Annotated in this window: 23 protein-coding genes and 1 tRNA gene; 10 read left to right on the forward strand and 14 right to left on the reverse strand. The window is 64.2% G+C overall.

Translation table 11 applies throughout. From position 1 onward, the window contains the following. Nucleotides 1-172: 172 nt before the first annotated feature. The gene (locus tag KBY93_RS05195; RefSeq protein WP_255093183.1) at nucleotides 173-400 is read left to right on the forward strand and encodes a FeoA family protein; all 228 of its coding nucleotides are present in this window, start codon (nucleotides 173-175) and stop codon (nucleotides 398-400) included. Here the strand turns inward: KBY93_RS05195 and feoB are convergent. Genes feoB through KBY93_RS05220 form a run of 5 tightly spaced genes read right to left on the reverse strand, consistent with a single transcriptional unit; the run spans nucleotide 393 to nucleotide 4,302 of the window. After that, nucleotides 393-2,201 carry a ferrous iron transport protein B gene (gene feoB, locus KBY93_RS05200; protein ID WP_255093184.1) on the reverse strand — a complete coding sequence of 603 codons (1,809 nt, stop codon included), beginning with the start codon at nucleotides 2,199-2,201 and terminating at the stop codon, nucleotides 393-395. The genes KBY93_RS05195 and feoB overlap by 8 nt on opposite strands. After that, the gene (locus tag KBY93_RS05205; protein WP_255093185.1) at nucleotides 2,198-2,851 is read right to left on the reverse strand and encodes a DUF938 domain-containing protein; all 654 of its coding nucleotides are present in this window, start codon (nucleotides 2,849-2,851) and stop codon (nucleotides 2,198-2,200) included. Before KBY93_RS05205 ends, feoB begins: the two co-directional genes overlap by 4 nt. An 8-nt stretch (nucleotides 2,852-2,859) precedes the next feature. Continuing rightward, nucleotides 2,860-3,690: a tryptophan synthase subunit alpha gene (gene trpA / locus KBY93_RS05210; RefSeq protein WP_255093186.1), complete on the reverse strand. Its 831-nt coding sequence runs from the start codon at nucleotides 3,688-3,690 to the stop codon at nucleotides 2,860-2,862. A gap of 43 nt (nucleotides 3,691-3,733) precedes the next feature. After that, entirely contained in the window at nucleotides 3,734-4,069 is a 336-nt protein-coding gene (locus KBY93_RS05215; RefSeq protein ID WP_255093187.1) for a DUF3007 family protein, read from the reverse strand. Next, nucleotides 4,066-4,302: an NAD(P)H-quinone oxidoreductase subunit L gene (locus KBY93_RS05220; RefSeq protein WP_255093276.1), complete on the reverse strand. Its 237-nt coding sequence runs from the start codon at nucleotides 4,300-4,302 to the stop codon at nucleotides 4,066-4,068. The genes KBY93_RS05215 and KBY93_RS05220 overlap by 4 nt, the downstream gene beginning before the upstream one ends. A gap of 75 nt (nucleotides 4,303-4,377) precedes the next feature. On the opposite strand from KBY93_RS05220, the gene KBY93_RS05225 reads away from it, so the two are divergent. Continuing rightward, a tRNA-Leu gene (locus KBY93_RS05225) sits at nucleotides 4,378-4,461 on the forward strand. A 142-nt stretch (nucleotides 4,462-4,603) separates the two neighbouring features. Here the strand turns inward: KBY93_RS05225 and KBY93_RS05230 are convergent. Together KBY93_RS05230 and KBY93_RS05235 are read right to left on the reverse strand one after the other, a co-directional pair. After that, complete coding sequence (locus KBY93_RS05230) at nucleotides 4,604-5,248, reverse strand: hypothetical protein (RefSeq protein ID WP_255093188.1); 645 nt, start codon at nucleotides 5,246-5,248, stop codon at nucleotides 4,604-4,606. Nucleotides 5,249-5,323: 75 nt separating this feature from the next. Beyond that, nucleotides 5,324-5,563, reverse strand: coding sequence for a DUF3136 domain-containing protein (locus KBY93_RS05235; protein ID WP_255093189.1), 240 nt, complete (start codon nucleotides 5,561-5,563; stop codon nucleotides 5,324-5,326). A 354-nt stretch (nucleotides 5,564-5,917) separates the two neighbouring features. Between KBY93_RS05235 and KBY93_RS05240 the strand changes: the two genes are divergently transcribed. Then, nucleotides 5,918-6,325 (forward strand): 4a-hydroxytetrahydrobiopterin dehydratase, encoded by a 408-nt coding sequence (locus KBY93_RS05240; RefSeq protein WP_255093278.1) that lies wholly within the window; start codon nucleotides 5,918-5,920, stop codon nucleotides 6,323-6,325. Here KBY93_RS05240 and KBY93_RS05245 read toward each other — a convergent pair. From KBY93_RS05245 to KBY93_RS05255, 3 genes are all read right to left on the reverse strand, one after another. Next, nucleotides 6,265-7,161: a transglutaminase family protein gene (locus KBY93_RS05245; RefSeq protein WP_255093190.1), complete on the reverse strand. Its 897-nt coding sequence runs from the start codon at nucleotides 7,159-7,161 to the stop codon at nucleotides 6,265-6,267. The two genes, KBY93_RS05240 and KBY93_RS05245, sit on opposite strands and share 61 nt — an antisense overlap. A gap of 475 nt (nucleotides 7,162-7,636) precedes the next feature. Continuing rightward, nucleotides 7,637-8,650 (reverse strand): sensor domain-containing diguanylate cyclase, encoded by a 1,014-nt coding sequence (locus KBY93_RS05250; protein WP_255093191.1) that lies wholly within the window; start codon nucleotides 8,648-8,650, stop codon nucleotides 7,637-7,639. Between the two features lie 79 nt (nucleotides 8,651-8,729). Beyond that, the gene (locus tag KBY93_RS05255; protein WP_255093192.1) at nucleotides 8,730-9,932 is read right to left on the reverse strand and encodes a PQQ-dependent sugar dehydrogenase; all 1,203 of its coding nucleotides are present in this window, start codon (nucleotides 9,930-9,932) and stop codon (nucleotides 8,730-8,732) included. A 4-nt stretch (nucleotides 9,933-9,936) separates the two neighbouring features. Between KBY93_RS05255 and KBY93_RS05260 the strand changes: the two genes are divergently transcribed. From KBY93_RS05260 to KBY93_RS05270, 3 genes are read left to right on the forward strand one after another with little or no spacing between them, the layout of a single operon-like run. Continuing rightward, on the forward strand, nucleotides 9,937-10,569 hold the full coding sequence (locus KBY93_RS05260; protein WP_255093193.1) for a succinate dehydrogenase cytochrome b subunit: 633 nt from the start codon (nucleotides 9,937-9,939) through the stop codon (nucleotides 10,567-10,569). Further along, complete coding sequence (locus tag KBY93_RS05265) at nucleotides 10,569-12,479, forward strand: fumarate reductase/succinate dehydrogenase flavoprotein subunit (RefSeq protein ID WP_255093194.1); 1,911 nt, start codon at nucleotides 10,569-10,571, stop codon at nucleotides 12,477-12,479. The genes KBY93_RS05260 and KBY93_RS05265 overlap by 1 nt, the downstream gene beginning before the upstream one ends. Continuing rightward, entirely contained in the window at nucleotides 12,476-13,222 is a 747-nt protein-coding gene (locus KBY93_RS05270) for a succinate dehydrogenase/fumarate reductase iron-sulfur subunit (protein ID WP_255093195.1), read from the forward strand. Before KBY93_RS05265 ends, KBY93_RS05270 begins: the two co-directional genes overlap by 4 nt. Here the strand turns inward: KBY93_RS05270 and KBY93_RS05275 are convergent. Both KBY93_RS05275 and KBY93_RS05280 read right to left on the reverse strand, forming a co-directional pair. After that, on the reverse strand, nucleotides 13,191-13,622 hold the full coding sequence (locus tag KBY93_RS05275; protein WP_255093196.1) for a DUF3479 domain-containing protein: 432 nt from the start codon (nucleotides 13,620-13,622) through the stop codon (nucleotides 13,191-13,193). The two genes, KBY93_RS05270 and KBY93_RS05275, sit on opposite strands and share 32 nt — an antisense overlap. Before the next feature lie 27 nt (nucleotides 13,623-13,649). Next, nucleotides 13,650-14,462, reverse strand: coding sequence for a transglutaminase family protein (locus tag KBY93_RS05280; protein ID WP_255093197.1), 813 nt, complete (start codon nucleotides 14,460-14,462; stop codon nucleotides 13,650-13,652). A 530-nt stretch (nucleotides 14,463-14,992) separates the two neighbouring features. On the opposite strand from KBY93_RS05280, the gene KBY93_RS05285 reads away from it, so the two are divergent. Then, nucleotides 14,993-16,546 carry a bifunctional orotidine-5'-phosphate decarboxylase/orotate phosphoribosyltransferase gene (locus KBY93_RS05285; RefSeq protein WP_255093198.1) on the forward strand — a complete coding sequence of 518 codons (1,554 nt, stop codon included), beginning with the start codon at nucleotides 14,993-14,995 and terminating at the stop codon, nucleotides 16,544-16,546. 125 nt (nucleotides 16,547-16,671) lie between these two features. Further along, nucleotides 16,672-17,955, forward strand: coding sequence for a cation:proton antiporter (locus KBY93_RS05290; protein ID WP_255093199.1), 1,284 nt, complete (start codon nucleotides 16,672-16,674; stop codon nucleotides 17,953-17,955). Here the strand turns inward: KBY93_RS05290 and pyrC are convergent. Together pyrC and KBY93_RS05300 are read right to left on the reverse strand one after the other, a co-directional pair. After that, nucleotides 17,952-19,022, reverse strand: a complete 1,071-nt coding sequence (gene pyrC / locus KBY93_RS05295; RefSeq protein WP_255093200.1) for a dihydroorotase — start codon at nucleotides 19,020-19,022, stop codon at nucleotides 17,952-17,954. The genes KBY93_RS05290 and pyrC overlap by 4 nt on opposite strands. A 53-nt stretch (nucleotides 19,023-19,075) precedes the next feature. Next, the gene (locus KBY93_RS05300; protein ID WP_255093279.1) at nucleotides 19,076-20,413 is read right to left on the reverse strand and encodes a potassium transporter TrkG; all 1,338 of its coding nucleotides are present in this window, start codon (nucleotides 20,411-20,413) and stop codon (nucleotides 19,076-19,078) included. 199 nt (nucleotides 20,414-20,612) lie between these two features. Between KBY93_RS05300 and KBY93_RS05305 the strand changes: the two genes are divergently transcribed. Both KBY93_RS05305 and KBY93_RS05310 read left to right on the forward strand, forming a co-directional pair. Further along, complete coding sequence (locus KBY93_RS05305; protein WP_255093201.1) at nucleotides 20,613-21,683, forward strand: amino acid ABC transporter substrate-binding protein; 1,071 nt, start codon at nucleotides 20,613-20,615, stop codon at nucleotides 21,681-21,683. Further along, nucleotides 21,680-22,669 carry an ABC transporter permease subunit gene (locus KBY93_RS05310; protein ID WP_255093202.1) on the forward strand — a complete coding sequence of 330 codons (990 nt, stop codon included), beginning with the start codon at nucleotides 21,680-21,682 and terminating at the stop codon, nucleotides 22,667-22,669. The genes KBY93_RS05305 and KBY93_RS05310 overlap by 4 nt, the downstream gene beginning before the upstream one ends.

The following is a 22,669-nucleotide window of genomic DNA, read 5'->3' on the forward strand; positions in this document are numbered from 1 at the left end:
CCAAGGAGACCCGTTGTGATTCCCATCCGCTTCCTGATCTGCTCCCGCCTCCTCGGCGGCACCACCCGCCTGCTCCTGCTTGGAGCGCTCACGGCCACCCTCGCCGAGCTGTTGGTTCACACGGGCCTCTGATCGCTGCGCTGCTTCAATCCAGACAGCCCTGAGCGAGGACATGAACCTGGCTGAAGCGCCGCTGGATCAGCCTCTGGAGCTGCTCAGCCTGCCAAGTCGTCCCAGCCTCGAGAGCCGCCTACGCGCCATGGGGGTAAAGCCAGGCTGCCACCTGATGGTGATGCGCCGGGGACACCCTGGCGGCATCCTGCACTTACGCATGGGCCTGCTCGATTTCATGCTGCGCCGAGCAGACGCCGCACAGATGGAAGCGCTGCCCCTCAGCTGAACCCGAGGCGCACACCCCCCTGGTAAAGGAGAAAAGACATCACCCAGGCCAGGCTGAACGACCACAGCAACGACAGCGCCACGAAGCGGCCGCTGCGACTTTCCCTCAGCTGCACCGCCACCGTGGAGAGGCAGGGGGTGTACAGCAGGGTGAACATCATGAAACTCAGGGCCTGCAGAGGCCTGATCGCTCCCACAACCACGCTGGCCAGCCCACTCTCGCGGGTGGCATAGATCACCGCCATCGCCCCCAGCAGAATTTCCTTGGCGATGAAGCCGAAGATCAGGGAGATCGTCAACTCCGGGTTCATGCCGATTGGACCAAGCAGTGGTTGCACCGCCCATCCGATCTGACCTGCCAACGATTGGCCGGAGAGGTGATCCACTTCAGGAGGTAGGTTGTTTAGCAGCCAGATGGCGATCACTCCCAGGATGATGAAGCGGCGGGTGGTGAAGAAGAAGGTCACCATTTCGCGCCAGGCGCGGCTGAACACCGTGCCCAGGCTGGGAGCTCGATAAGGTGGCAACTCCAAAACGAATCCTCCCTCACTGGGGAACACCTGTTTGAACAGAAGGGCGGTGAGCACCGCGGCAGCGAAGCTGACCACGTAAAAGCCGAAGATCACCGTTCCAGCTGCCCACCAGGGCCTTGGAAAAAAGGCGCCGGCCATGAACACGAACACTGTCAGCCGGGCCTGGCAAAGCGAAAACGGAATCATCAGCATCGCCAGCCAACGCTGGGGCCTGTCCCGAATCACGCGGGTGCCCATGATGGCCGGCACGTTGCATCCGAACCCCATGATCTGCAGCACGAAGCTGCGGCCATCAAGGCCCAGCCAATGCATCACCCCATCCATCAGGAAGGCCGAGCGAGCCAGATAGCCCGAATCTTCAATCAAACCAATCATCATATAAAAAAGAAAGATGATCGGCATGAAGCTGATCACCGTGGTGGCGCCCATCCACAGCCCTTCGCTGAGCAGCCGGCTGAAAAAATCCGGGAGCGCCAGGCTCTGCAGGGCCGGTTGCAACAAATTGGCCTCCAGGCCATCGAAGAGCGTCAGGAGCCTCTCTTGAATCGGTCCTCCCACGGCATAGATCAGCTGGAAGATCGCCAGCATCACCACAAAAAAACACAGCACCCCTAGCAGCGGGTGCAACAGCAGCCGATCCAGGCGGTCCCGCTGGGTATCCGGATTCGGGTGGTCGTGGCCTTCGATGCAGCTCGCCACCAGCCGGGCCCGCTGCGCCTCCAACTCCGCCTCAGGCAGCAGCCGGGGAGGACCTGGCTGGAGCTGGGCAAAGCCGTGGATGCGTTCCAGCAGCATTTCGAGGCCCTTCCCCTGGCGGGCACTGATCACCAGCACCGGCAGCCCCAGGTCCGCCGCCAGACGCTGATGGTCGATTCGCACCCCGAAGCGCTGGGCCTCATCACCCATGTTCAGCGCCAGGATCAGGGGCAGGCCGGTGGCCTGGAGCTCCAGGGCCAGCCTCAACTGGGTGTCGGCATGGCTGGCATTCAGCACCACCACGGCCAGATCCGGCCGGGTGGCGCTGAGAAACCGGCGCACGATTGCCTCGTCCTCACTGCTGCCGCGCAGGTCGTGGATACCGGGAAGATCGACCAGGTCATAGGGCCGGCCGTCGACGTCGGCAGGCAAGGAACCCCGCAGAAGCTCCACCGTGAGCCCGGGCCAGTTGGCCACATGGGCATGGCCGCCAGTGAGCCTGTTGTACAGCGTCGACTTGCCGGTGTTGGGCAGGCCCAGCAGGGCCACCTGCACCGCCGCGGCGGTGCTCATGGCTGGGGCTCGGACTCCTCAGCAGCAACCCGGCGGAACACCAGCAGCCGGTTGTTGGCGGGCATCGACACATCATCGATGGCCTGCAGACCGCAGTCAGCGGCCAGGGCGGCGAGCTCCAGGGCATCGCGCACGCCCATGGCGGGATCGAGGCTGCGCAAATGCTGATCAAAAGCGGCGTTGCTCGGGCTGGTGTGATGGCCGCCCTCGTGGAAGGGGCCGTAGAGCAGCAGCAGGCCTGAGCAGCGCAACACCCGGGCACTGCCCTCCAGCAATCTCGGAACGGCATTCCAGGGCATGATATGGGCTGTATTGGCGCTGAAGACCGCATCGAACGGTCCATCGGGCCAGAGCGGCTGGAGCACATCGAGTTCGACGGGAGGGAGCAGCCAGCCCAGGTGGGAGTTGGTCTGGCCCTCGATTTGGCAGCGGCGGCGCAGATCGCTCAGGTTGATGGTCCTGTCGCTGGGTTGCCACACCACCCGCAGATGGCGGCAGACATGCACAGCGTGCTGGCCAGTGCCGGAACCCACCTCGAGCACCCGGTTGCCTTCAGCCAACCACTGGCTCAGGGCCGCCAGGATTGGTTCCTTGTTGCGTTCGCAGGCCTCCGAGAAGGGCAGGGCAACGTTTGATTCCTCAGGTGCCATGGCCGGCCTCAGGTGTCGAGGGCCCGGCGCAGGCCGGCGATGAATGCCGCGGCGGCGTGGGCCGGATCAGTGCCCTCCTGATGAGCCGCAGCCATCACCTTCACCAGAGCACTGCCCACAATCGCCCCATCGGCGCCCCAGTCACGCACCTGCCTGGCTTGCTCGGGGCCCGAAATCCCGAAACCCACCGCCACGGGTCTTGTGCCCAGGCCCTTGAGCTGTCGCACCAGATCGCCCACCCGGCTCTCCAGACTGGTGCGCACCCCAGTAACCCCGGTCACGCTCACCAGGTAGGTGAAGCCGCGACTGGCCTCAGTGATTCTCGCCATCCGCTCGGCAGGGGTGGTGGGAGCCACCAGAAGCACCAGATCGAGGCCGTGGCCAGCGGCAATCGGCGAGAGGCGCTCCGCCTCCTCCAGGGGAAGGTCGGGTACCACCAGCCCAGCTGCACCGGCAGCGGCAGCTTCACGGCAGAAGTTCTCGAAACCGCGGTTCAGCAGCGGGTTGGTGTATGTGAAGAGCACCACGGGCAGCGTCAGTTCACCCTTCAAGCTGGCGAGCATCTCCAGTACAGCCGTGGGGGTGGTGCCGGCGGCGAGGGCCCGGCTTGCGGCGGCCTGAATCACCGGGCCGTCCGCCAGCGGATCGCTGTAGGGGATGCCCAGCTCGATCAGATCGCTTCCCTCGGCCTCAAGCGCCAGCAGAGTGTTGCGGGTGGTGGCCAGGTCAGGGTCTCCTGCCATCAGAAAAGGCATCAGGGCGCATCGCCCCTGCTGCCTGAGGTCAGCGAATCGCCGCTGGATCGGTGTGCTGGCAAGGGTGGCGGAAGCAGCACTCATCGGAGCCGTTGGGCGGGGGCGTTCAGGCTCCGAGCCTATGGGGTCAAGCTGCGGCGTCGTCCTGCCACTGGCCGATCTCCCGCAACAGCTTCTCCTGCTCCCCAGGGCTGAGGGCATCGAATTCTTTCTGCAATTCCTCAGTGGTGAGGGCATCAAAGGCCGCGCGGTACTGGCGCCGCTGCTCCATGAAACTCATCTTTCCGGTGACCACCCTCAGCAGGTAGGAGCCCGTCCAGCCCAAAACCAGCAGGATCAGCAGGGCCTCGGTGGCGATGCCGGCCGAAAAGCCCTCGAATCCCGCCGCTTTGAAGCCCCAATAGCCGAGCCCGCCGGCCAGGAACACTCCCAGCCCGATCAGAAGTGCCTGACCACGGTTCATTCTCCCTGACCCGCCATGCGCAGATTCAGAAAGGGTGCGAACAGGATCAGGCCGGGAAAGAACAGAAACACCAGGCCGTAGACGGCCGTCCGCTCGATCTTGCCCATCACTGTCCAGCGCTTGTGCATCCAGGCGTAGAGCGCCAGGGGCACCACCACCAGATAGGCACCAGCCAGAACCGCATAGGCGCCCAGCACCAACAAAGTGTCGGGGGAGACCATCCCGAGTGTCATCGTCATCGAACTGAGCAAGCCGGGCAGTGGCACGACCGTGAACTCAAGGTGACGCAAATCTAGGATCCAAAGGTCGGGGGCATGGCGAAATTGGTAGACGCAGCGGATTTAAAATCCGCAGACGGCGACGTTGTGGGGGTTCAAGTCCCCCTGCCCCCATCGCCTCAGTGCCTTCTGGCCTGGGCCCATGCCGGTCTTTCATTCAGCTCCGCTGGGCGCCCAAACCGGCGGTTGCATGTGTACGCAGCAGATTGGGTTCTGCTCCCCAGCGGCTATCTGGGGGTGCTTTGAACCCCCTCGCTCAGGGTGCTGGCAGGGCGGCTGGCTTGGCAGCTGGCTTGACGGGGCCTGGGCTGGCCTTCGGTTGGCTGGCAGCGCCAGGCTGGGCCGGGGCTTCGCTGGGGGTATTGGCCAGCGGCCGGGCATTGGCGCAAAGGTTGGCCACCATCTGGTCCTCGCCTCCTGTGGCCGCCGATTCGCTCAGGCTCAACGGCAGCCGCCATGACTCCCACTGGGCGTCGGCGACCTGTCGGCTGATGCGCAGGCTGGGGCAGAAAACCGCCACATTGCCCGTGATCGGCGGGTCTCCGCAGCGGAAGTTGGTGGTACGAACCCCTTTTGCGCTCAAACGCCAGGCGGTCCAGTCGTACTGGCAGGCCCCGAAACTGCGCCAGCGGGGGGCCTTGAGCTTGCGGATCTTCTCAAGCAGCTCCTTTTCCCTCGCGGTGGGGGCATCAACTGGCTCAGGAGCGGCCACCACCGCCGGCGTGGTCACAGCTGGTGCCTCCGCGGACTCTGCCTCTGGGGGAACGTCCTGCTGGGCCAGGGCATGACCACTGACCAGGTCAGGGAGGGTCAGCAGCACGAAAAGCACAGCGCCGAACCAGGAGGCCGCCCTGAGAGGGTGCAGCGACACCGGCAACCTGCTGGATGCTGTGAGTTTCATCCGTCGGGGGCTGAGGTGGCACCCGTCAGCCTGTAGCAGCGCGGGCAAACTGACAAGGAGGTTGCTTGGAGCGGCTTATTTAGGACCCTTCTTCTGCATATGCTCACGCCGCAGCAATGTAAAGAGATAATCTGGCGCCTTATACATGCTCGGCAGGCAATTGTGGAGCGTCTCCAGGCGACTCCAGCACACTGTCCGTTGAATTTCCTGAGAAGTTCTCTCCTCCATGATCAACATTTTCATGGCTTTGCAATAGAGGTGATAGTTCGCCTCAAGCTCGCCGACCGTCAGGGAGGCTGCTTCAGTCATGGCCATTCAGAACCGGTTTTTCAAGGGGATTGGATCGCTTGGATCCTGGACGGGAAACTGGGTCGATCAGAACATCCGTGGGCCGAGATCGATCCGGCATTCAGCAGCTCACGGATGCAAACCACCTTAAACCTTTGCTGGGGCTGCGCGCTCACCGGCATCTCGCTCAGCGCCGATCAAGCCCACATTGGAAGGCCTACAGTGACAGAGCTACGACTAGGGACTGGCCGCACAAGCAGCCAATAGTTGAAAGATATCGTCACCGGAGCTAGCCACTATCAGCTCCATTCCTGAGAGGAAATACCTAGAGATGCAGGGTTCCAGCTTCTTCGCCAGACTTGAAACCCTGACGTGCACAGCATGGAATTGAGCGACGAGCGCTGCGTGCCCTGCCGCGATGGCGCCCCCACTCTCACCAGCGAGGAACTCGACGACCTCCTGCCCAGCCTGAGCGGGTGGCGGGTAGTCGACCACCACCATCTCCACAAGGTCTGGTCATTTCCCGATTTTCAATCGGCACTCAACTGGCTCAACCGGGCCGGGGCGGTCTGTGAGGCGGCTGGTCACCACGCCAATTTCTGCCTAGGCTGGGGCCGCGTGGAGGCTGCCATCCGCACCCACGATGTGGATGGACTCACGCGAGCGGATGCGGATCTTGCCGCCAAGCTCGATGCCATCGGCGAAACGCCGACCAACCCCTACGGGGGCTATGCCGCTGCCTCGCCGGGTTCGGGCTCTGGGTCGGAGACCTTGAGCTCAATGATGTAGCTGAGCTGGGAGCCAACGTCGGTGCCCCGGTAGGTGCCGGTGGTGGGAGCGGCCATCAGGTGGTCGGGCGAAGCCGCCAGAGCCACATGGCCATCCGCCACCGCCAGCCCCAGGCTGGGGTCGTAGCCGCGCCAGCCACCACCCGGCAGGTAAACCTCGGCCCAGGCATGGAGTTCATGCTCGCTCACCTCCGGAGGGTGATGCATGGAGTAGCCGCTCACAAACCGTGCTGCCAGACCCTGGCTGCGGCAGGCCGTCACATAGAGCATCGCCGTGTCACGGCAGGCTCCGCAGCGGCTGGAAAGGGTCTCCTCCGGGCTGAATGGCTCACCATCCAAGCGGCCGATGTGGTGAAAGCTGTGGTGAATGTCGTCAGCCAGCCGCATCAGAAAATCCGGGGTGGAATGCTCCACCTCAGCGGCAATTGCCGCTGCCCAGGAAGCTACAGGTGTCGAGCCAGGTTCTCTGGACCCTGACGTGGTGGAGAGGCTGGGAGCCAGGGAGACCGCTTCAGCGGCGGGATAGGAGGCCGGCAGTCGTTGCGCCTGGGGGTGAGTGAGGATCCAGTCGAAAGGATTACAACGCAGGGTCTCCACCACCGAGTGCACCTGAAGGTGCAGATGCTCTCGCTTGTCGCTGAACCAGAGCACCCGAGCGTCGGTGCCATCGGGTTCGAGGATCAGGCTGTGACCTGCCGGAGCCTCGGTCACTGTCAGCTCATGGGAGATCAACCGCTGGGTCACGTCCTGGCGTGGACTGAGCCGCACGATCATCGGCTCGAGAAAAACCGGCCGCTCATAGCTGAACCGAATGGAATGGCGGATCTCGAACAGCATGCCGATGGTTGCGTGGGCTGAAGGATTCCACGCCTCCGTGACCAGTGCCAGTCAGAGGCGGGATACTGCTGTCCGGATCAGCGCCGGCCGAGCAAATCCTCCCAGCTGGGAGGAGATTGGTGCTGGGAGCCTGTTGACTTGAGGCTCTTACGTTTGGCGTTGGCCTGGTTCAGGCTCTGGCAGGAGAAATGTCTGATGGAGCGTTCAGCGGAAAGCAGTCCCGCTGGGGAAAGGTTGATGGTCATGGGGGAACAAATGTGATCTGGTCATGGTTTCGGCACCGGTCCTCACCCGCAGATCCTGGTGGGACCGTCGTAGCGGATGGATTTGGGAACCTGATGGCCGCCCCGGGAAGCAAAGGGGCTGGCGCGTTGCTGGGTCAGGCTCTGTGCGAGCTGCGCGGCTCGCCGGCTTCAGCCTGACTTAGACACCATAACCCCATAAGGCCGTCAGCCGGCTGCGCGCTTGCATTCAGTCATGAACTGAGCAAGGAGACGATCTGGTCTCGGCCATTGGTCTTGGCCAGCTCCAGGGCTCGCTCGGCCCGCTGCACCAGGTCGCCGAAGCTGGTGTCGTCGTGGGCAAAGGCTGACACTCCGCCGCTGATGCTCAGGTGGTAGCCGGAGCGGGAGAACACACCGTTCATTCGGCTGACGGCGTCGCGAATCCGCTCGGCCAGTTGCAGGGCAGCATCGCTGTCCCGGCCGATCAGCAGGATCACGAATTCCTCATCACCAAGACGGGCGATGAAATCCTGCTCACGCAGAAAACCCTTGCAAAGGCGACTGAAATCGAGCAACACCTGGTCGCCGGCAGGATGTCCCCAGCGATTGTTGATCTGGCGAAAGTTATCAATGTCGAGGCAGATCAGGGCCATGGATTCAGCACCGCTGCGGGCCTGCTCCATCTCCCGTTTGCCAACGCTGAACAGGGCGCCGCGGTTGGAGAGCCCCGTCACGGGGCAGAGGCTGGAGTCGTGGCGCCATTCGATTTCGCGCATCACCACGTCGGCCAGCATTCGCAACTGCTGCTGCTGCTCCGTGCTGAACTCCCTCGGTTTCTGATCGATCACGCAGAGCGTGCCCAGGTTGTGGCCGTCTTTGGTGCGCAGGGGGGCCCCGGCGTAGAAGCGGATGCCAGACGGGGAAAGCACGAGGGGGTTGCTGCTGAAACGTTCGTCCTGGAGGGCATCGGGCACGACCATCACCTCATTGCCGGCAATGGTGTGCGCGCAGAAAGCCACTTCCCGCGGGGTCTCGCTGACCTCCAGCCCTTCGCGGGAAAGGAACCACTGCCGGTCGTGATCCACCAGGGAGATCAGGGCGATGGGCATGTCGAAGATAGCGCTAGCCAGTTTGACGATCCGATCGAAGTGTTGATCGCCGTCATGATCGAGCAATTGATGGCGTTGCAGCTCCCGCAGGCGCAGGCCTTCATCGGCTGGAACCGGGTAGGAGCGGGCCAACCCATCGCTTGCTGTCTGGTTCACGTCGTCTCCCCGCAGTCCTGGTTTCAATGTAGGCAGAGCCGATCCGCCGGGTAGGCCCGGGGCCAGGAGGGATACGGCTTCAGGGTGAGGTGCTGGATCCAGCCGGCTCAAGCCGGATCAGGGCTCCATCGCCTGCCCCGTCGGTGAGCACGTGCAGGTGGCCGTCGGGACCTTCACGCACATCCCTCACCCGATCTCCCACCGGCAGAATGGTTTGCCTCAGCACCTCCCCGGACGGGTTGAGCTGGATGCGGCGCACATCGCCAGAAACGAGTCCGCCGGCAAACAGGTTGCCCTTCCACGATTTGACCGCCCGGCCGCTGCCCACCGCCAGACCCGAGGGGGCGATGGCCTGCATCCAGACCAGCCGAGGGTCCACAAGGCCTGGAGCGCTCCTGAGCGACGTGATCTCAGGACCGGAATACTCACGACTGTGGGTCACCGTCGGCCAGCCGTAATTCCCCGCCGCCACCACCAGATTCAGCTCATCCCCGCCGCGAGCGCCGTGCTCGCTCGCCCAGATCCGCCGATGCAGCGGGTCGTAGGCCAGCCCCTGAATGTTGCGGTGACCGAGGCTCCAGACGGCCGGATCGGCTCCGGGATCCGATCGGAAGGGATTGTCGGCTGGGATGGTGCCGTCGTCGTTAAGCCGCAGGATCTTGCCCAGGCCGCTGCCCCGGTTCTGGGCCTGAAGCCGGATCGCCTTGCCCTCCAGTTCAATGGGCGGATTGCCTCCGTCTCCCACCGAAACGAGCAAGGTGCCATCTGGAAGCCAGAGCAGGCGAGAGCCAAAGTGCTGGCCGCCGGTCTTGGCTGGTGTCACCGCATGAAGCATGGTCAGCTCCTCGAGGCGGTGATCGACCAGGCGAGCCCGAGCCACCCGGGTCTGATTCGCCTGGGCATTTCCCGCCGCATAGGTGAAGTACACGAGCTGATTGCTGGCAAAGCGAGGATGCACGGCCACATCCAGCAGGCCTCCCTGACCCAGGACCAGTAGAGGCGGAAGTCCGGAGATAGGCCTGGGGTCGAGCACTCCCTCGCGTACCAGGCGCAGCCGCCCTGGCCGTTCCGTGATCAGCAGGTCGCCATTGGGCAGCCAGGCCATGCCCCAGGGGTGCTCCAGACCTCGCACCAGCACCGTTCGGCGCAGCTCGGACTCCGTGGCCGTGGCCTCCGGCTTTGCCCATGAGCAGCCCGGGGCGACACCCAGGACCAACACCGCCAGCAGCAGCAGCTTCGTTAAGATCGCTTCAGGCCATTGCGTGGGGTGGAGGTCAGTCACTGGTATGGCCCAGGCGATTCCGATCACGGCAGCGATTCTGATTCTGTTTGTCCTGGCCCATGGGTTGGGTGCATCTCTGGCGCTCCTGGATCCAGCTGGCTTCGAGAGCTATGCAACGGCATTGCATCACGCTCCATGGCTGCCGCCCCTGGAGCTCACCCTGGCCCTGGTGGGCCTTATCCACCTGGCCCTCACCCTCCAGCGGGTGATCACCAACCGCCGAGCCCGGGGAACGGCGCCATACGGCCTGTGGCGCAGCCGGCGTCTTCAACCTCTGACGGCCCTGGCTGGTCGTACAGCTCCGTTCAGCGGTGCACTGCTGCTGCTTTTCCTTGCCGTGCACTTGGTCCAGCTGCGCTGGCACAGGCCAGGGGATGGCCTGGAGCGGCAAGCCCTTCTGCTGGCGCTGGCCTCTCCCTGGGCCCTGGGGCTCTACGTGCTGGCGGGAGTGGCCCTTGGTATCCATCTGCTTCACGGTGCCGAAAGCCTGTTCCGCTCTCTGGGCTGGTTGGATGAGACCAACGCCTCAGGGCTGCGCCTGGCCAGCCGTGCCTTGGCGGCCCTGATCGGTGGTGGCTTCGCCCTGCTGCCCCTGGCTCTGCGGGCCACAGGCGCTCTGGCAGGGGCTGGGTTCTGATGCGGCTCGATCCCCAGCTGCCGCCGGGCCCGGTGGCTGACGCCTGGAGCCGGTGCCGTCAGGATTTAGCGCTGATTGCGCCGGCGAATCGGAGCCATTTCAGGCTGCTGGTGGTGGGCAGTGGCCTGGCGGGCGCATCCGCCGCCGCCAGCCTGGCTGAGCAGGGCTTTCACGTGCGGCTGATCACCTACCACGACAGCCCCAGAAGGGCCCATTCGGTGGCGGCCCAGGGGGGCATCAACGCAGCCCGCAACTATCAGAACGACGGCGACAGCGTTGAGCGGCTGTTCCGCGACACAGTTCGGGGCGGTGATTTCAGGGCGCGCGAGGCCGGCTGTCACCGACTGGCTGAGATCAGCGGTTCGATCATCGATCAGTGCGTGGCCCTGGGGGTCCCCTTCGCCCGTGAATACGGCGGAACCCTCTCCAACCGCAGCTTCGGTGGCTCCCAGGTGAGCCGTACGTTTTACGCCCGCGGTCAGACGGGCCAGCAGCTGCTCTACGCCGTGGTCCAGGCCCTGCTGCGGCAGGTGGAGGCTGGCCGGGTGGAGCTCTGCCCCCAGCGGGATCTGCTCGATCTGATCACCCACGAGGGCGTGGCCCGCGGCGCCATCTGCCGCCACCGGCTCAGCGGTGCCCTCGAGACCCACACGGCCCATGTGGTGCTGCTGGCCAGCGGCGGCTACAGCAACGTGTTCCACCGCTCCACCAACGCTGTGCGCTCCAACGCCAGCGCCCTCTGGCGCGCCCATCGCCGCGGTGCCCTGATGGCGAACCCTTGCTTCACCCAGATTCACCCCACCTGCATTCCCAGCGGCGATCCCGACCAGAGCAAGCTCACCTTGATGAGCGAAAGCCTGCGCAACGACGGGAGGGTCTGGCTGCCGCGGCAGCCGGGGGATCAGCGACGGCCTGATCAGGTACCGGAGGCTGAGCGGGATTACTTCCTCGAGCGGCTCTACCCCAGCTACGGAAACATGGTTCCCCGCGATGTGGCCTCCAGGCGCGCCCGCGAGCTCTGCGGGGCCGGCCATGGGGTGGGGCCGGCCGGCCGCTCGATCTATCTGGATTTCAACGAGGCGATCGAGCGCCAGGGACGCGCCGTGATTGAAGCCCGCTACGGCAACCTCTTCGCGATGTACGAGCGCATCACCGGAGCCGACCCCTACCGGGAGCCGATGCGCATCTATCCAGCTCCTCACTACACGATGGGTGGCCTTTGGGTGGACTACCACCTGATGAGCACGATCCCGGGCCTGTTCGTGCTGGGGGAGGCGAACTTCTCCGAGCACGGCGCCAACCGGCTCGGTGCCAGCGCCCTGATGCAGGGTCTGGCCGATGGCTTGTTCATCGCCCCAGCCACCGTGCCGGCCTGGCTGGCCGAGCATCAGCACCCCGTGATCGACCGCGACCACCCCGCCTGCCGTGCGGCCTTGGAGGGCGTGCGGCAGCGCATCACCCGACTGCGGTCCAGCAGCGGCGCCCAGCCGGCGGAAGCGCTGCGCCGTCAATTGGGGGCCCTGCTGATCGAGAGCTGCGGCATCAGCCGCTCGGCCGCTGGTCTGCGCTCGGGGCTGGCAGAGGTGGCAGCTCTGCGGGCAAGCTTCGATCAGGACCTGCTGCTCCCCGATCCCGGCACACCCCTGGATCCAGAGCTGGAGAAGGCCCTGCAGCTGGAGGATTACCTCGAGCTGGCTGATCTGATGCTGCGCGATGCCCTGGCGCGAGAGGAGTCGTGCGGGGCCCATTTCCGCGAGGAGCACCAGAGCGAGAGCGGCGAGGCCCTGCGTCGCGACGCCGAGTTCAGCCACATCGCGGCCTGGGAATGGCGGGCTGATGGCACACCCATCCGCCACCAGGAACAGCTGCACTTCCGTCTGATCAGCCCCACGGCTCGCAGTTACCGATGAGCGGTCCTTCCAGCCTCAGCCTCACCCTTCGAATCTGGCGTCAGCGCCGGGACGAGCCCAGCGGACACATCCTCGACCATCTTCTCACGGACCTGAGCCCGGATCTCTCCCTGCTGGAGGCCCTTGATCGCCTCAACCAGCAGCTGCTGCTGGCGGGCGAGCGGCCGGTGTACTTCGATCACGACTGCCGTGAGGGCATCTGCGGGTCCTGCGGATTCATGATCAATGGCCAGGCCCACGGGCCCCGGAGCGGCACGACTGTTTGCCAGCTTTACCTGCGTGACTTCAGCGATGGCCAGGTTCTCACTCTCGAGCCGTGGCGGGCTCGGGCCTTCCCCCTGATCCAGGATCTGGCGGTCGATCGCTCCTCCCTCGATCGGCTGCTGATGGCCGGGGGGTATGTGTCGGTGAACATCGGCAGCGCCCCGGAGGCCAATGCCCTGCCGGTCGGCCTGGATCAGGCCGCCCAGTCCTTCGACGCCGCCAGCTGCATCGGCTGTGGGGCCTGCGTGGCAGCCTGCCCCAATGCGTCGGCCAGCCTGTTCGTGGCGGCTAAGCTGGCCCATCTCGAGCTCCTGCCCCAGGGCAAGCCGGAAGCTCCCCGGCGCTCCAGACGGATGCGCCAACGCATGGAGACAGAGGGCTTCGGAGCCTGCGGCAACCAGCTGGAGTGCTCGGCGGTCTGCCCGAAGGAGATTCCTTCCAGCCTGATCAGCCGGATGAACCGCGAGGCCAGCGATTGAAAAACCAGGGGGTGACCGCCCTATCCGGCTGGGTGTGGGGATGGATGCGGCGAAGGGCCTTCTGATGCGGCTCGGCGGCCCGGACGTCGATCGCAACCTTCAGGATTGGGCCATGGGGCAGCACCATCAGCTCCAGCGCCGATTCGAACACCAGGCGGGTGGGGATCCCGGCGATGCGTGGCCGCAGCCATTCGACCTGGTCGTCGTCGAAGATCAGGCTGGCGAACAGAACCTGTGCGCCCTGGAGCGCCGCTTCCACCTCGGCTGGCCGGCCTGCCAGATCCTGATCGCTGAAAATGCGGATCTCCAGCGCCGGAGACCGGCCCATCGCCGCCTCTGCTGCATGTCGATAAAGGCCGGCGTTGAAAGACTCGAGCTGGCCGAGCTGAACTTCTGTCAAACCACGAGCCGGTGATCGAGCTTCCGCTCAGACTGCCGCCAGGGCTTGGGTGATCACCTCGAACCTGGTCAGGTCGTGGGGGCCGAAGGAATGCAGGAACGGCACATCGCCGGCATCGCGGCCGCGGCCGATCAGCACCCGGCCGATCCGCGGGGTGTTGTAGCGGGCATCGAAGACGTGCCAGCCCCCCTCCAGATAGGCCTCGAACCAGGCGGAGAAATCGATCGGTTCCGGCCCGCGCGGCACCCCTGTGTATCCCACATAGCCGGTGCAGTAACGCGCCGGAATATTCAGGCTGCGGCAGAAGGCGATCGCCAGATGGGCGAAGTCGCGGCAGACACCCTGCCCCTCCTCCAGCACCTCGAGCGCGGTCTTGGTGGGGCGGGCCTGGCCCATGTCGAAGTGGATGCGGGTGTGCACCGAGTCGCAGATCGCCTGCACCTGTGGCCAACCCGCGGGGATCTCGCCAAACAGGTCCCAGGCGGTCTGATCCAGCCGGTCGGTCTCGCAATAACGACTGGGGCGCAGGAACTGATAGGTCTCAGGTGGCAGGGCCTCCACGGGAACCGCACTGAGATGGGGGAGCACCGGATCGGGCTTGCCGCTGCACTCCACCAACGCCCGCTGGCTCAGCTGGGTGTCACCTGCCAGGGCCACCAGGCAACAGCATCTATTACCGAACCCATCCACAAACTCCGTCACCGGTACGGCAGGGTTCGAGACCAGCGGATCGGCGGTAACCAGATCAACCCGGCGGCTGGTGTGGGGCTGCACCATCAGCAGCAGGGGTGTGGGCTGCTGACAGGCAACCGTCAGATCGCAGCCGACCGTGATCCTCATTGCGCTGTGGGGATACGACCCGGTCTTGAATCTGCAAGGAGTCTGGCGATGGCCCCACGGTTGCGCGAGCCGATGTCAGGAGATGCGGCCCCAGACTTTCCGGTGCGGGGCCGATCGAGAGGTCCGATGGGAACTTCTGGGGATCTTGCGGCAGCCTTGCCCATCAAGGCCCCCTGCAGACTGCCTCTAAATTCTCAAAAAAGGACTGAGACCTCAGGCAGCAGGGGGATCGATTGATCTGAACTCCTCAAGCAGCTGGCATTAAACGGGAAAGACACGATCTCACACTGTCCCTGGTACTGGACGTCGCTCAAGAGGCGCGTTCTGCTCATCCATCGCCAAGGATTGGCAGTACCACCGCCAACCGGAGCTGCACCTCATACATTGCACCGTTTCTGCCCTCACCCCAACGAGCGCAACTCGGTTACCCATGTCAGCACTCGATCTCCGAAGGCCATCGACGCACCGGGCCAACGGTTGAGCGGTCGGGGGGTGGCCTGCACTGCCATGCTGGCCCAGGGGCAGGCGCCATGAGCTTTTTCGTCAAACTCACCGAAGCGATGGCCAGCCGCCAGTCGCTGCTGATCACCGGCTTGGATCCCAATCCGGAGATGCTGCAGACCTGGACGCGCCACAACGCCGGCAGCGGTTCATTTCTGGCCCAGGCCCGCCGCTGGATCAAGGCGGTGATCGAGGCCACCTCCGACAACGTCTGCGCCTACAAACCGAGCCTGGGCTTCTACCAGGCCCTGGGGCCGATCGGCCTGGAGTTGCTGCGGGAGGTGCGCGAACTGGTGCCGCTGGAGCTGCCCCTGATCCTCGATGCCAAGCACGGCGATCTCAACAGCTCCTCGGCCCTGGCCCACTACATCTTCCGCGACCTCGGCGTGGATGCGGTCACCCTCTCCCCTCTGGCGGGGCAGGACATCGCCGCCCCCTTCCTGCTCTATCCGGACCGGGCGGTGGTGCTCACCTGTCACAGCTCGAATCCCGGCGCCCGGGTGGTGCAGCACCATCCCAACGAGGACGACCCGCTCTTCATCACGATCGTGCGCGAAACCCAGCTCTGGGGCACCCCGGAGCACCTGTTGCTGGAAGTGGGAACCAGCGATCCGGCCATTCTGGCGAGAGTGCGGAGGGAAGCACCAGAGCGTTTTCTGATCCTGCGCAGCCTCTGGGGGGAGGAAGAGCGGCTGGAGGCGTTGCTTCAGGCGGGTCTCAACGCTTCCGCCGATGGATTGCTGCTGCCCCTGCCCCAGCACCTGCTGGTGGAGGAGGGCATGGCGGCGGGCACCCAGGCCCTGCGAGAGCAGATCGAGACGATGCGGGCCAACTGGGATGGAGGAACTGCCGACCGCTGCGAGCTCTGGTTGCCCGCGCCCAGGGCAGCGGCGGCGGCAAGCAGCCTGCTCGACGCCAAGAGCCTTGAGCTGCAACGGCTGGAGGATCAGGACCTCGATGAGCAGCGGATCGATGAGCTGCTGGTGGATCTGTTCGACATCGGCTGCCTGCTCTTCGGTGAGTACGTGCAGGCTTCAGGTGCCGTCTTCAATTACTACATCGATCTGCGCCGGATCATCTCCGATCCGAATCTGTTTCACCGGGTGCTGCATGCCTATGCGCAGCCACTGGCCCGCCTTCAGTTCGATCGAATCGCCGGCATTCCCTACGGATCCCTGCCGACGGCCACGGGGCTGTCACTGCAGCTGCATGTGCCCTTGATCTATCCGCGCAAGGAGGTCAAGGCCCATGGGGCCCGGCGCCTGATCGAGGGGGATTTCGAGGAGGGCGAAACCGTCGTCATCGTCGATGACATCCTGATCACAGGCGGAAGCGTGCTGGAGGGCATCGCCAAGCTGGAGTCGTCGGGGCTGAAGGTGCGCGACGTGGTGGTGTTCATCGACCACGGGGGTCAGGCTGTCTCTCGTCTGGCCGCTGAGGGCTACACCTGCCATGCGGTGGTGGGCATTGAGCGGATCACCGCTGTCCTGCGCGCAGCTGGGCGCCTCAGCCAGGAACAGGCCGACCTGCTGGCGGAACACACTACGGCAGCCCCTGCCCCAGCCACACAGGCCAAGGTCTGATACCACTATCAAAATTACTTGCCACTGATCAGCGGATGCTCCACTCACCAACGTTCTTCCAGCTTCTGGCCTCCGTTTCCTCGGATCAGGCGAATGCCCTGGACCTCCCCATCCAGGCTCAGCTGTTGTTCATCGGGATTCTGTTTCTTGGAACCCTGGCCATTAGCCGCTTCTCTCCAAAGATCGGTATACCCGCCATCCTGGGAGTGCTGCTGCTGGGCCTGTCGATCAACGTAAGCAGCCTCGACATAACCCATGCCCAGGCGGCAAACTTTCAGATGCTCGGATTGGCACTACTGTTGTTCTATGCCGGGCTTAAGACTGATCTGGCGGCGATCAGAGGATTCTTCGAATACGGAATCATGCTCGCCGTTGGTGGTGTGGTGATTTCTTCATTGTTGTTGGGTGGGATGATCTGGCTTGTAGGTTCTCCTTACGCCAGCACCATCAGCATGGGGCGAATCGAAGCCATTCCTCTGGGTGCGGCGATGCTGGTCGCCGCCTGCCTTGGCTCCACCGACGCGGGAGCCACCTTGAGCGTGTTGCGATCGGTGCGGCGCAAGGTTCCCATGCGACTTCAGCACCTGCTGGAATTTGAATCCTCTGTGAATGATCCCTCTGCTCTGCTCTTCTACGGGCTGGTGGTGGGCATCTTTGTCAGCGCCGGTGCTGCCGCCGGAACCTACAGCCTGGAGAGCACGGTGCTCACCCAGGTCAAGATCTTTCTGCAGCAGATTGGCATCGGCCTGATGGTGGGCTTTGTGTTCGGTTACATGGCCCGTTTTGTGATCAATTATCTGGTGGAGGATCGCGCCCAGCTGCTTGTCGTGGCTGTCTCGATCGCCTTTGTCGTCTATGGCGTCACAACACTTCTTGGGGGTTCAGGATTTATCGCCATCTATGTGAACGGACTGTTTCTCACCAACACCGTCTATCGCTCGCCTGAGATCAATCACATCACCATCCAGGAGGTCCTTCTTCCCTTCAATACAATGACGGAGATCGCGATCTTCCTGGTCTTCGGTCTTCTGGTCTACCCCCCCGATCTGATCGATGCACTGCCGATCGGCATTCTTGCGGCATTGGGTCTGATGCTCGTGGCACGACCCATTAGTGTGCTGATATTTCAGCCTTTCTCACCCTTCAGCATCAAGGAATCGTTATTGGTGTCGTGGTGCGGTCTTCGCGGCGCTGTTCCCCTCGCTCTCGCCCACGATCTCAGCCTGGCGATCCCCAGAATCCGGGGCATCGATCAATCCATCGTCGCAGAACTCAGCCAGAACGCCCAGAGCATCATCTTCATCGTTGTGGTGATCAATCTATTCGTCCAGGGCATGAGCCTGCCCTATCTGGCCCGTTTCCTCGGGCTGGTGCCTTCCTCCTCGGCCAGACCCGAGCTGATTTCCTAGCTGGATGGTGCCCTGATCTGCCAGGACAAGGTTTCGCCGGCCTGAAACGGCACCAGCGGCTGGAGCGAATCTCCCTCGCCCCCCAGCTCCAGCATCAGGGGAACCTGCAGGGGCTGGCGCACCAGTTCGATAGTGCCACCATTTAGCGGCAGACCGTAGAAGCGGGGCCCGAACACCGAAGCGAAATCTTCCAGCCGCTCCAGGACACCCTCCTGCTCAAACACCTGTGCATAACTCTCGAGAGCGTGGGGCGCATTGAAGATGCCGGCGCAACCGCAGGCGGATTCCTTGGCGCTGCGGGTGTGTGGGGCTGAATCGGTGCCCAGGAAAAACTTCGGGTTGCCGGAGGTGGCGGCCCCCCGCAGGGCGATCCGGTGCAGTTCTCGCTTGGCCACCGGCAGGCAGTAGGCATCGGGACGCAGTCCGCCCAGGAACATGGCGTTGCGGTTGATCTGCAGGTGGTGAGGGGTGATCGTGGCGGCCAGGGTGGGCGCTCCTCCCTCAACGAAGGCCACGGCCTCGGCGGTGGTGATGTGCTCGAAGACCACCTTCAGACCCTGGTGACGCTCCAGCAGGGGTTGAAGGTGGCGCTCGATGAACACCGCTTCTCGATCGAACACATCCACTTCGGGGTCAGTCACCTCCCCGTGGATGAGCAGAGGCATGCCGATTCGCTCCATGGTCTCCAGCACAGGCGCAATGCGGGCCGGATCGCTCACCCCGGCCTCGGCATTGGTGGTGGCCCGGGCCGGATAGAGCTTGGCAGCTGTGAAGACACCGTCTGTGAAGCCGCGCTCCAGCTCACCAGGATCGATTGTGTCTGTCAGGTATGCCGTCATCAGGGGCTCGAAGTCATCGCTTTGAACCACCGCCGAGAGGATGCGCTCGCGGTAGGCCGCTGCAGCCGCTGCCGTGGTGATCGGTGGCAGCAGGTTGGGCATCACGATCGCCCGACGGAACACGCGGGCCGTGCTGGGGGCCACGGCCCGCAGTATCGCCCCATCGCGCAGGTGTACATGCCAGTCGTCTGGTCGGCGTATCAGCAGTCGGTCGGGAAGAGCCGCCATGAAACAGGTGCCACGCGCAGACAAGTCATTCTCCGCCCCGGCGGTCGACTTGCTCAGAGATACAGATCTTCGTGCTGGTAGGCGATGCGCGACGTGGGATGGCTGCCGAAGATCGCGGAGAGCAGCAACAGGATGCCGATCCGGCCCACGAACATTCCCACCATCAGCACCAGCTGGCCCCAGCGGTTCAGCTCTGAGGTGACCCCCACATCCAGGCCCACGGTGGCGAAGGCGGAGATGCAGGTGAACAACTTCTCCAGAAAGGAGAACGACTGACCGTCGCTGCCGGCGGCACGATCAAGAACCAGCACCAGGGCCATCAGCAGCACGAACAGCAGGGAGGCCAGGGTCACCCCCACCGCCCGCAGGATCACCTTGTCTGAGATGGCCCGGCGTCGGATCACCACGGTGTCCTCACCCCTGAGGGTGGAGCGGGTTGCCGCCACCAGGCTCGCGAAGGTAGTGGTCTTGATGCCACCGCCGGTCCCGCCGGGACTGGCGCCGATGAACATCAGCGTCATGATCAGCAGCAGACCCGCTTCAGAGATTGCATCCACTGAAAGAGGCACGGTGTTGAAGCCGGCGGTACGGGCGCTTACCGACTGAAAGAACACCACCTGCAGCTGCTGCCACCAGGTCAGGGTCGTGAGTCCACTGGAGCGGGTGAAGTGCTCGGTGAACAGCAACCCCGCCGCACCGATCACGATCAGGGCGATCGTGCAGCGCACCACCAGACGGGTGTGCAGGCTGAAACTGCGGATCAGCCGCACCTTGAAGCGTTTCTGCCACAGGTCGTTGGTGACCCGGTAGCCGATCCCTCCCGAGACGATCATCACCATGATCACCAGGTTCACGACCGGATTGGCCCTGTAGCCCATCAGGCTGTCGCTCCAGAGCCCGAAGCCTGCGTTGTTGTAAGCGCTGATGCAGTGGAAGAGAGCGGCCCAGAGCCGCTCGCGCGGCACGGCGATGTCACGAAAGCCGACGGTGAAGAGCACGAGAGTACCCATGCCGATCACCCAGGCTGCGGTGATCAGGATCGAGTGAAACGTGTTGCCGATGCCGCCCACGCCGAATTCGTCCATGGCCCGGCCGCGATCAAGCCGGCGCCTCAGACGCGAGCCCCGTTGAACGAAGCCCTGCAGAAAGGTGGTGATGGCCATCAACCCCAGCCCACCAGTAAGGATAAGTAGGGACAGCAGCACCTGCCCGGGGAAGGTGAGGTCCTTGCCCACATCCACCACCGAAAGCCCTGTCACGGTGATGGCGGAAATCACCGTGAACAGGGACTCCCACAGGCCGACGCTATCGCTGGAGAAGACAGGCTGGGCCATCAGAACCGTGCCCACGGCAATCACCAGCAGGCCGGTGAGCACGGTGAACTGGGGCACAGTCAGGCGTGAGCGTCGTTGCTGGAAGCGATCCAGCAGCTCGCGGATGGGATTGGGGCTCGTGCTGGTGGATGGCCTGAGGGGGGAACTGGCGCTGCCTGGCACCCATCGATTCCGCAGAGAGCCCATTATCAGCCCGGGTTATCGGCATGTCCGTGGCAGAGCTGGCAAACTGCGCCCACTGCTTTGCTTCCGGTTGATGCAACCCTCGCCCCGCTGGCTCCTCGCCCTCCCCTTGCTGTTGGCATTCACCCTCACTGGTTGCGCCGACGACAGTGGCAGCGGAGGCGGTGTTCAGAGCATGAAGCTCTCCACCATCCGAGGTCGCGACAAGCTTGTCTGCGGCGTGGACGGGAAGCTGCCAGGCTTCAGCTTCCTCGGCCCCGATGGCACCTACAGCGGGCTCGATGCAGACACCTGCCGTGCTGTGGCGGCGGCTGTGCTGGGGGACCCAGCCAAGGTGGAGTACCGCGACCTCAACTCCAGTGAGCGCTTCGCGGCACTGGCCAGCGGTGAGGTGGACATGCTGGCCCGTAACACCACCATGACCCTGAGTCGTGATTCGGCCGGCGGAAACGGCATTTCGTTCGGGCCCACCACCTTCTTTGACGGCCAAGGCCTGATGGCCCCGGTGGCAAGCGGCATCAAGACCCTCAAGGATCTGGCCGGCAAACCGATCTGCGTGGAGAGTGGCACCACCACCGAACTCAACCTGGCCGATCGCATGCGTGAGCAGGGCATCGCCTACACCCCGCTCAAGTTCCAGACCGGCGACCAGACCTACGCGGCTTACCTCGGCGGCCGTTGCGTCGCCGTCACCAGCGACCGCTCCCAGCTGGCAGCCAAGCGCAGCAGCTTCCCCAAACCTGATGAGCACATCCTGCTGCCGGAGGTGATGAGCAAGGAGCCACTCACCCCCGCCAGCGTCAATGGCGACCCCGCCTGGGCCGATGCCATGCGCTGGACCGTATTCGCCCTCTTCCAGGCTGAGGAGCTGGGCATCACCAAGGCCAATGTGGCCGCCAAGGTGGCCGAGGCCAAGGCAAACAAGAACCTGGCCGACCTGCGCCGCTTCCTGGGGGTGGAGGGTGATTTCGGCAAGCAACTGGGTCTGCCGGCCGACTTCGTTCCCAAGACGATCGCAGCGGTTGGCAACTATGGCGAAATCTTTGAGCGCAACGTGGGCAGCGGCTCCCCGCTCAAGCTCGAGCGGGCCGAAAACCGCCTCTGGAGCAAGGGTGGTCTGATCTATTCGCCGCCCTTCCGTTGAGCACCACCCTCGAGCGAATCCCCTGGTGGCGTGACCGCCGGGTAGTGCCCTGGATCGTTCAGGCGGTGGTGGGCCTGGCATTGCTCCTGGTGATCACCCTGCTGGTGGGCAACCTGGTGCGCAACCTCACTGCAGCCGGGCTGTTGCTGAGCTGGCGCTGGCTGGGCCAGCCGGCCAGCTTCGATGTGGCCGAGAGCCTGATCCCTTTTGACGCCTCGATGCCCTACTGGCGTGCCCTGCTGGTGGGATTGGTCAACAGTCTGCGGGTGATTCTGGTGGGACTGGTGGGGGCCACCCTGCTGGGTACGGCCATGGGTATGGCCTCCTTCAGCGGCAATGGCTTGCTGCGGCGGCTGGCCCGGGTGTACGTGGAGGTGATCCGCAACATCCCCCTGCTGCTGCAGCTCTTGTTCTGGTATTTCGTGGTGTTCCTGGCCCTCCCCAACGGCACCGCCGCCTTTCAGCTGCCTGGCATCGTGCTCTCGAAGTCGGGGCTGTATCTGGCTTGGTTTGCCCAGGGCCTCAGCTGGCTGGGACCGGAGCTGGTCAATGGAGTCTGGCAGGCACCACTGCGCCTCTCGGTGGAGTTCACAGCCCTGCTCACCGGCCTGATCACCTACACCGGCGCGTTCGTGGCCGAGGTGGTGCGGGGCGGCATCGCCTCCGTGCCGAAGGGCCAATGGGAGGCGGCTACCTCACTGGGCTTGCACTGGAGCGCCAGCATGCGCTCGGTGGTGCTGCCCCAGGCCCTCCGGGTGATCGTGCCTGGCCTGAACAGCCAGTACATCTCCCTGGCCAAGAACTCCTCCCTGGCGGTGGCTGTTGGATATGTGGATCTGTATTCCGTGTCGGAAACCACCCTCAACCAGACAGGACGGGCCCTGGAGGTGTTTCTGCTTCTCCTGGGCTCGTACCTGATCATCGATCTGCTGATCTCCGCCGTGATGAACGGCGCTAATCAGCTGGTGCAGATCCGGGAGCGCTGA

It is taken from the genome of Synechococcus sp. J7-Johnson, from assembly GCF_024345795.1.
Taxonomy (GTDB): Bacteria; Cyanobacteriota; Cyanobacteriia; order PCC-6307; family Cyanobiaceae; genus Regnicoccus_A.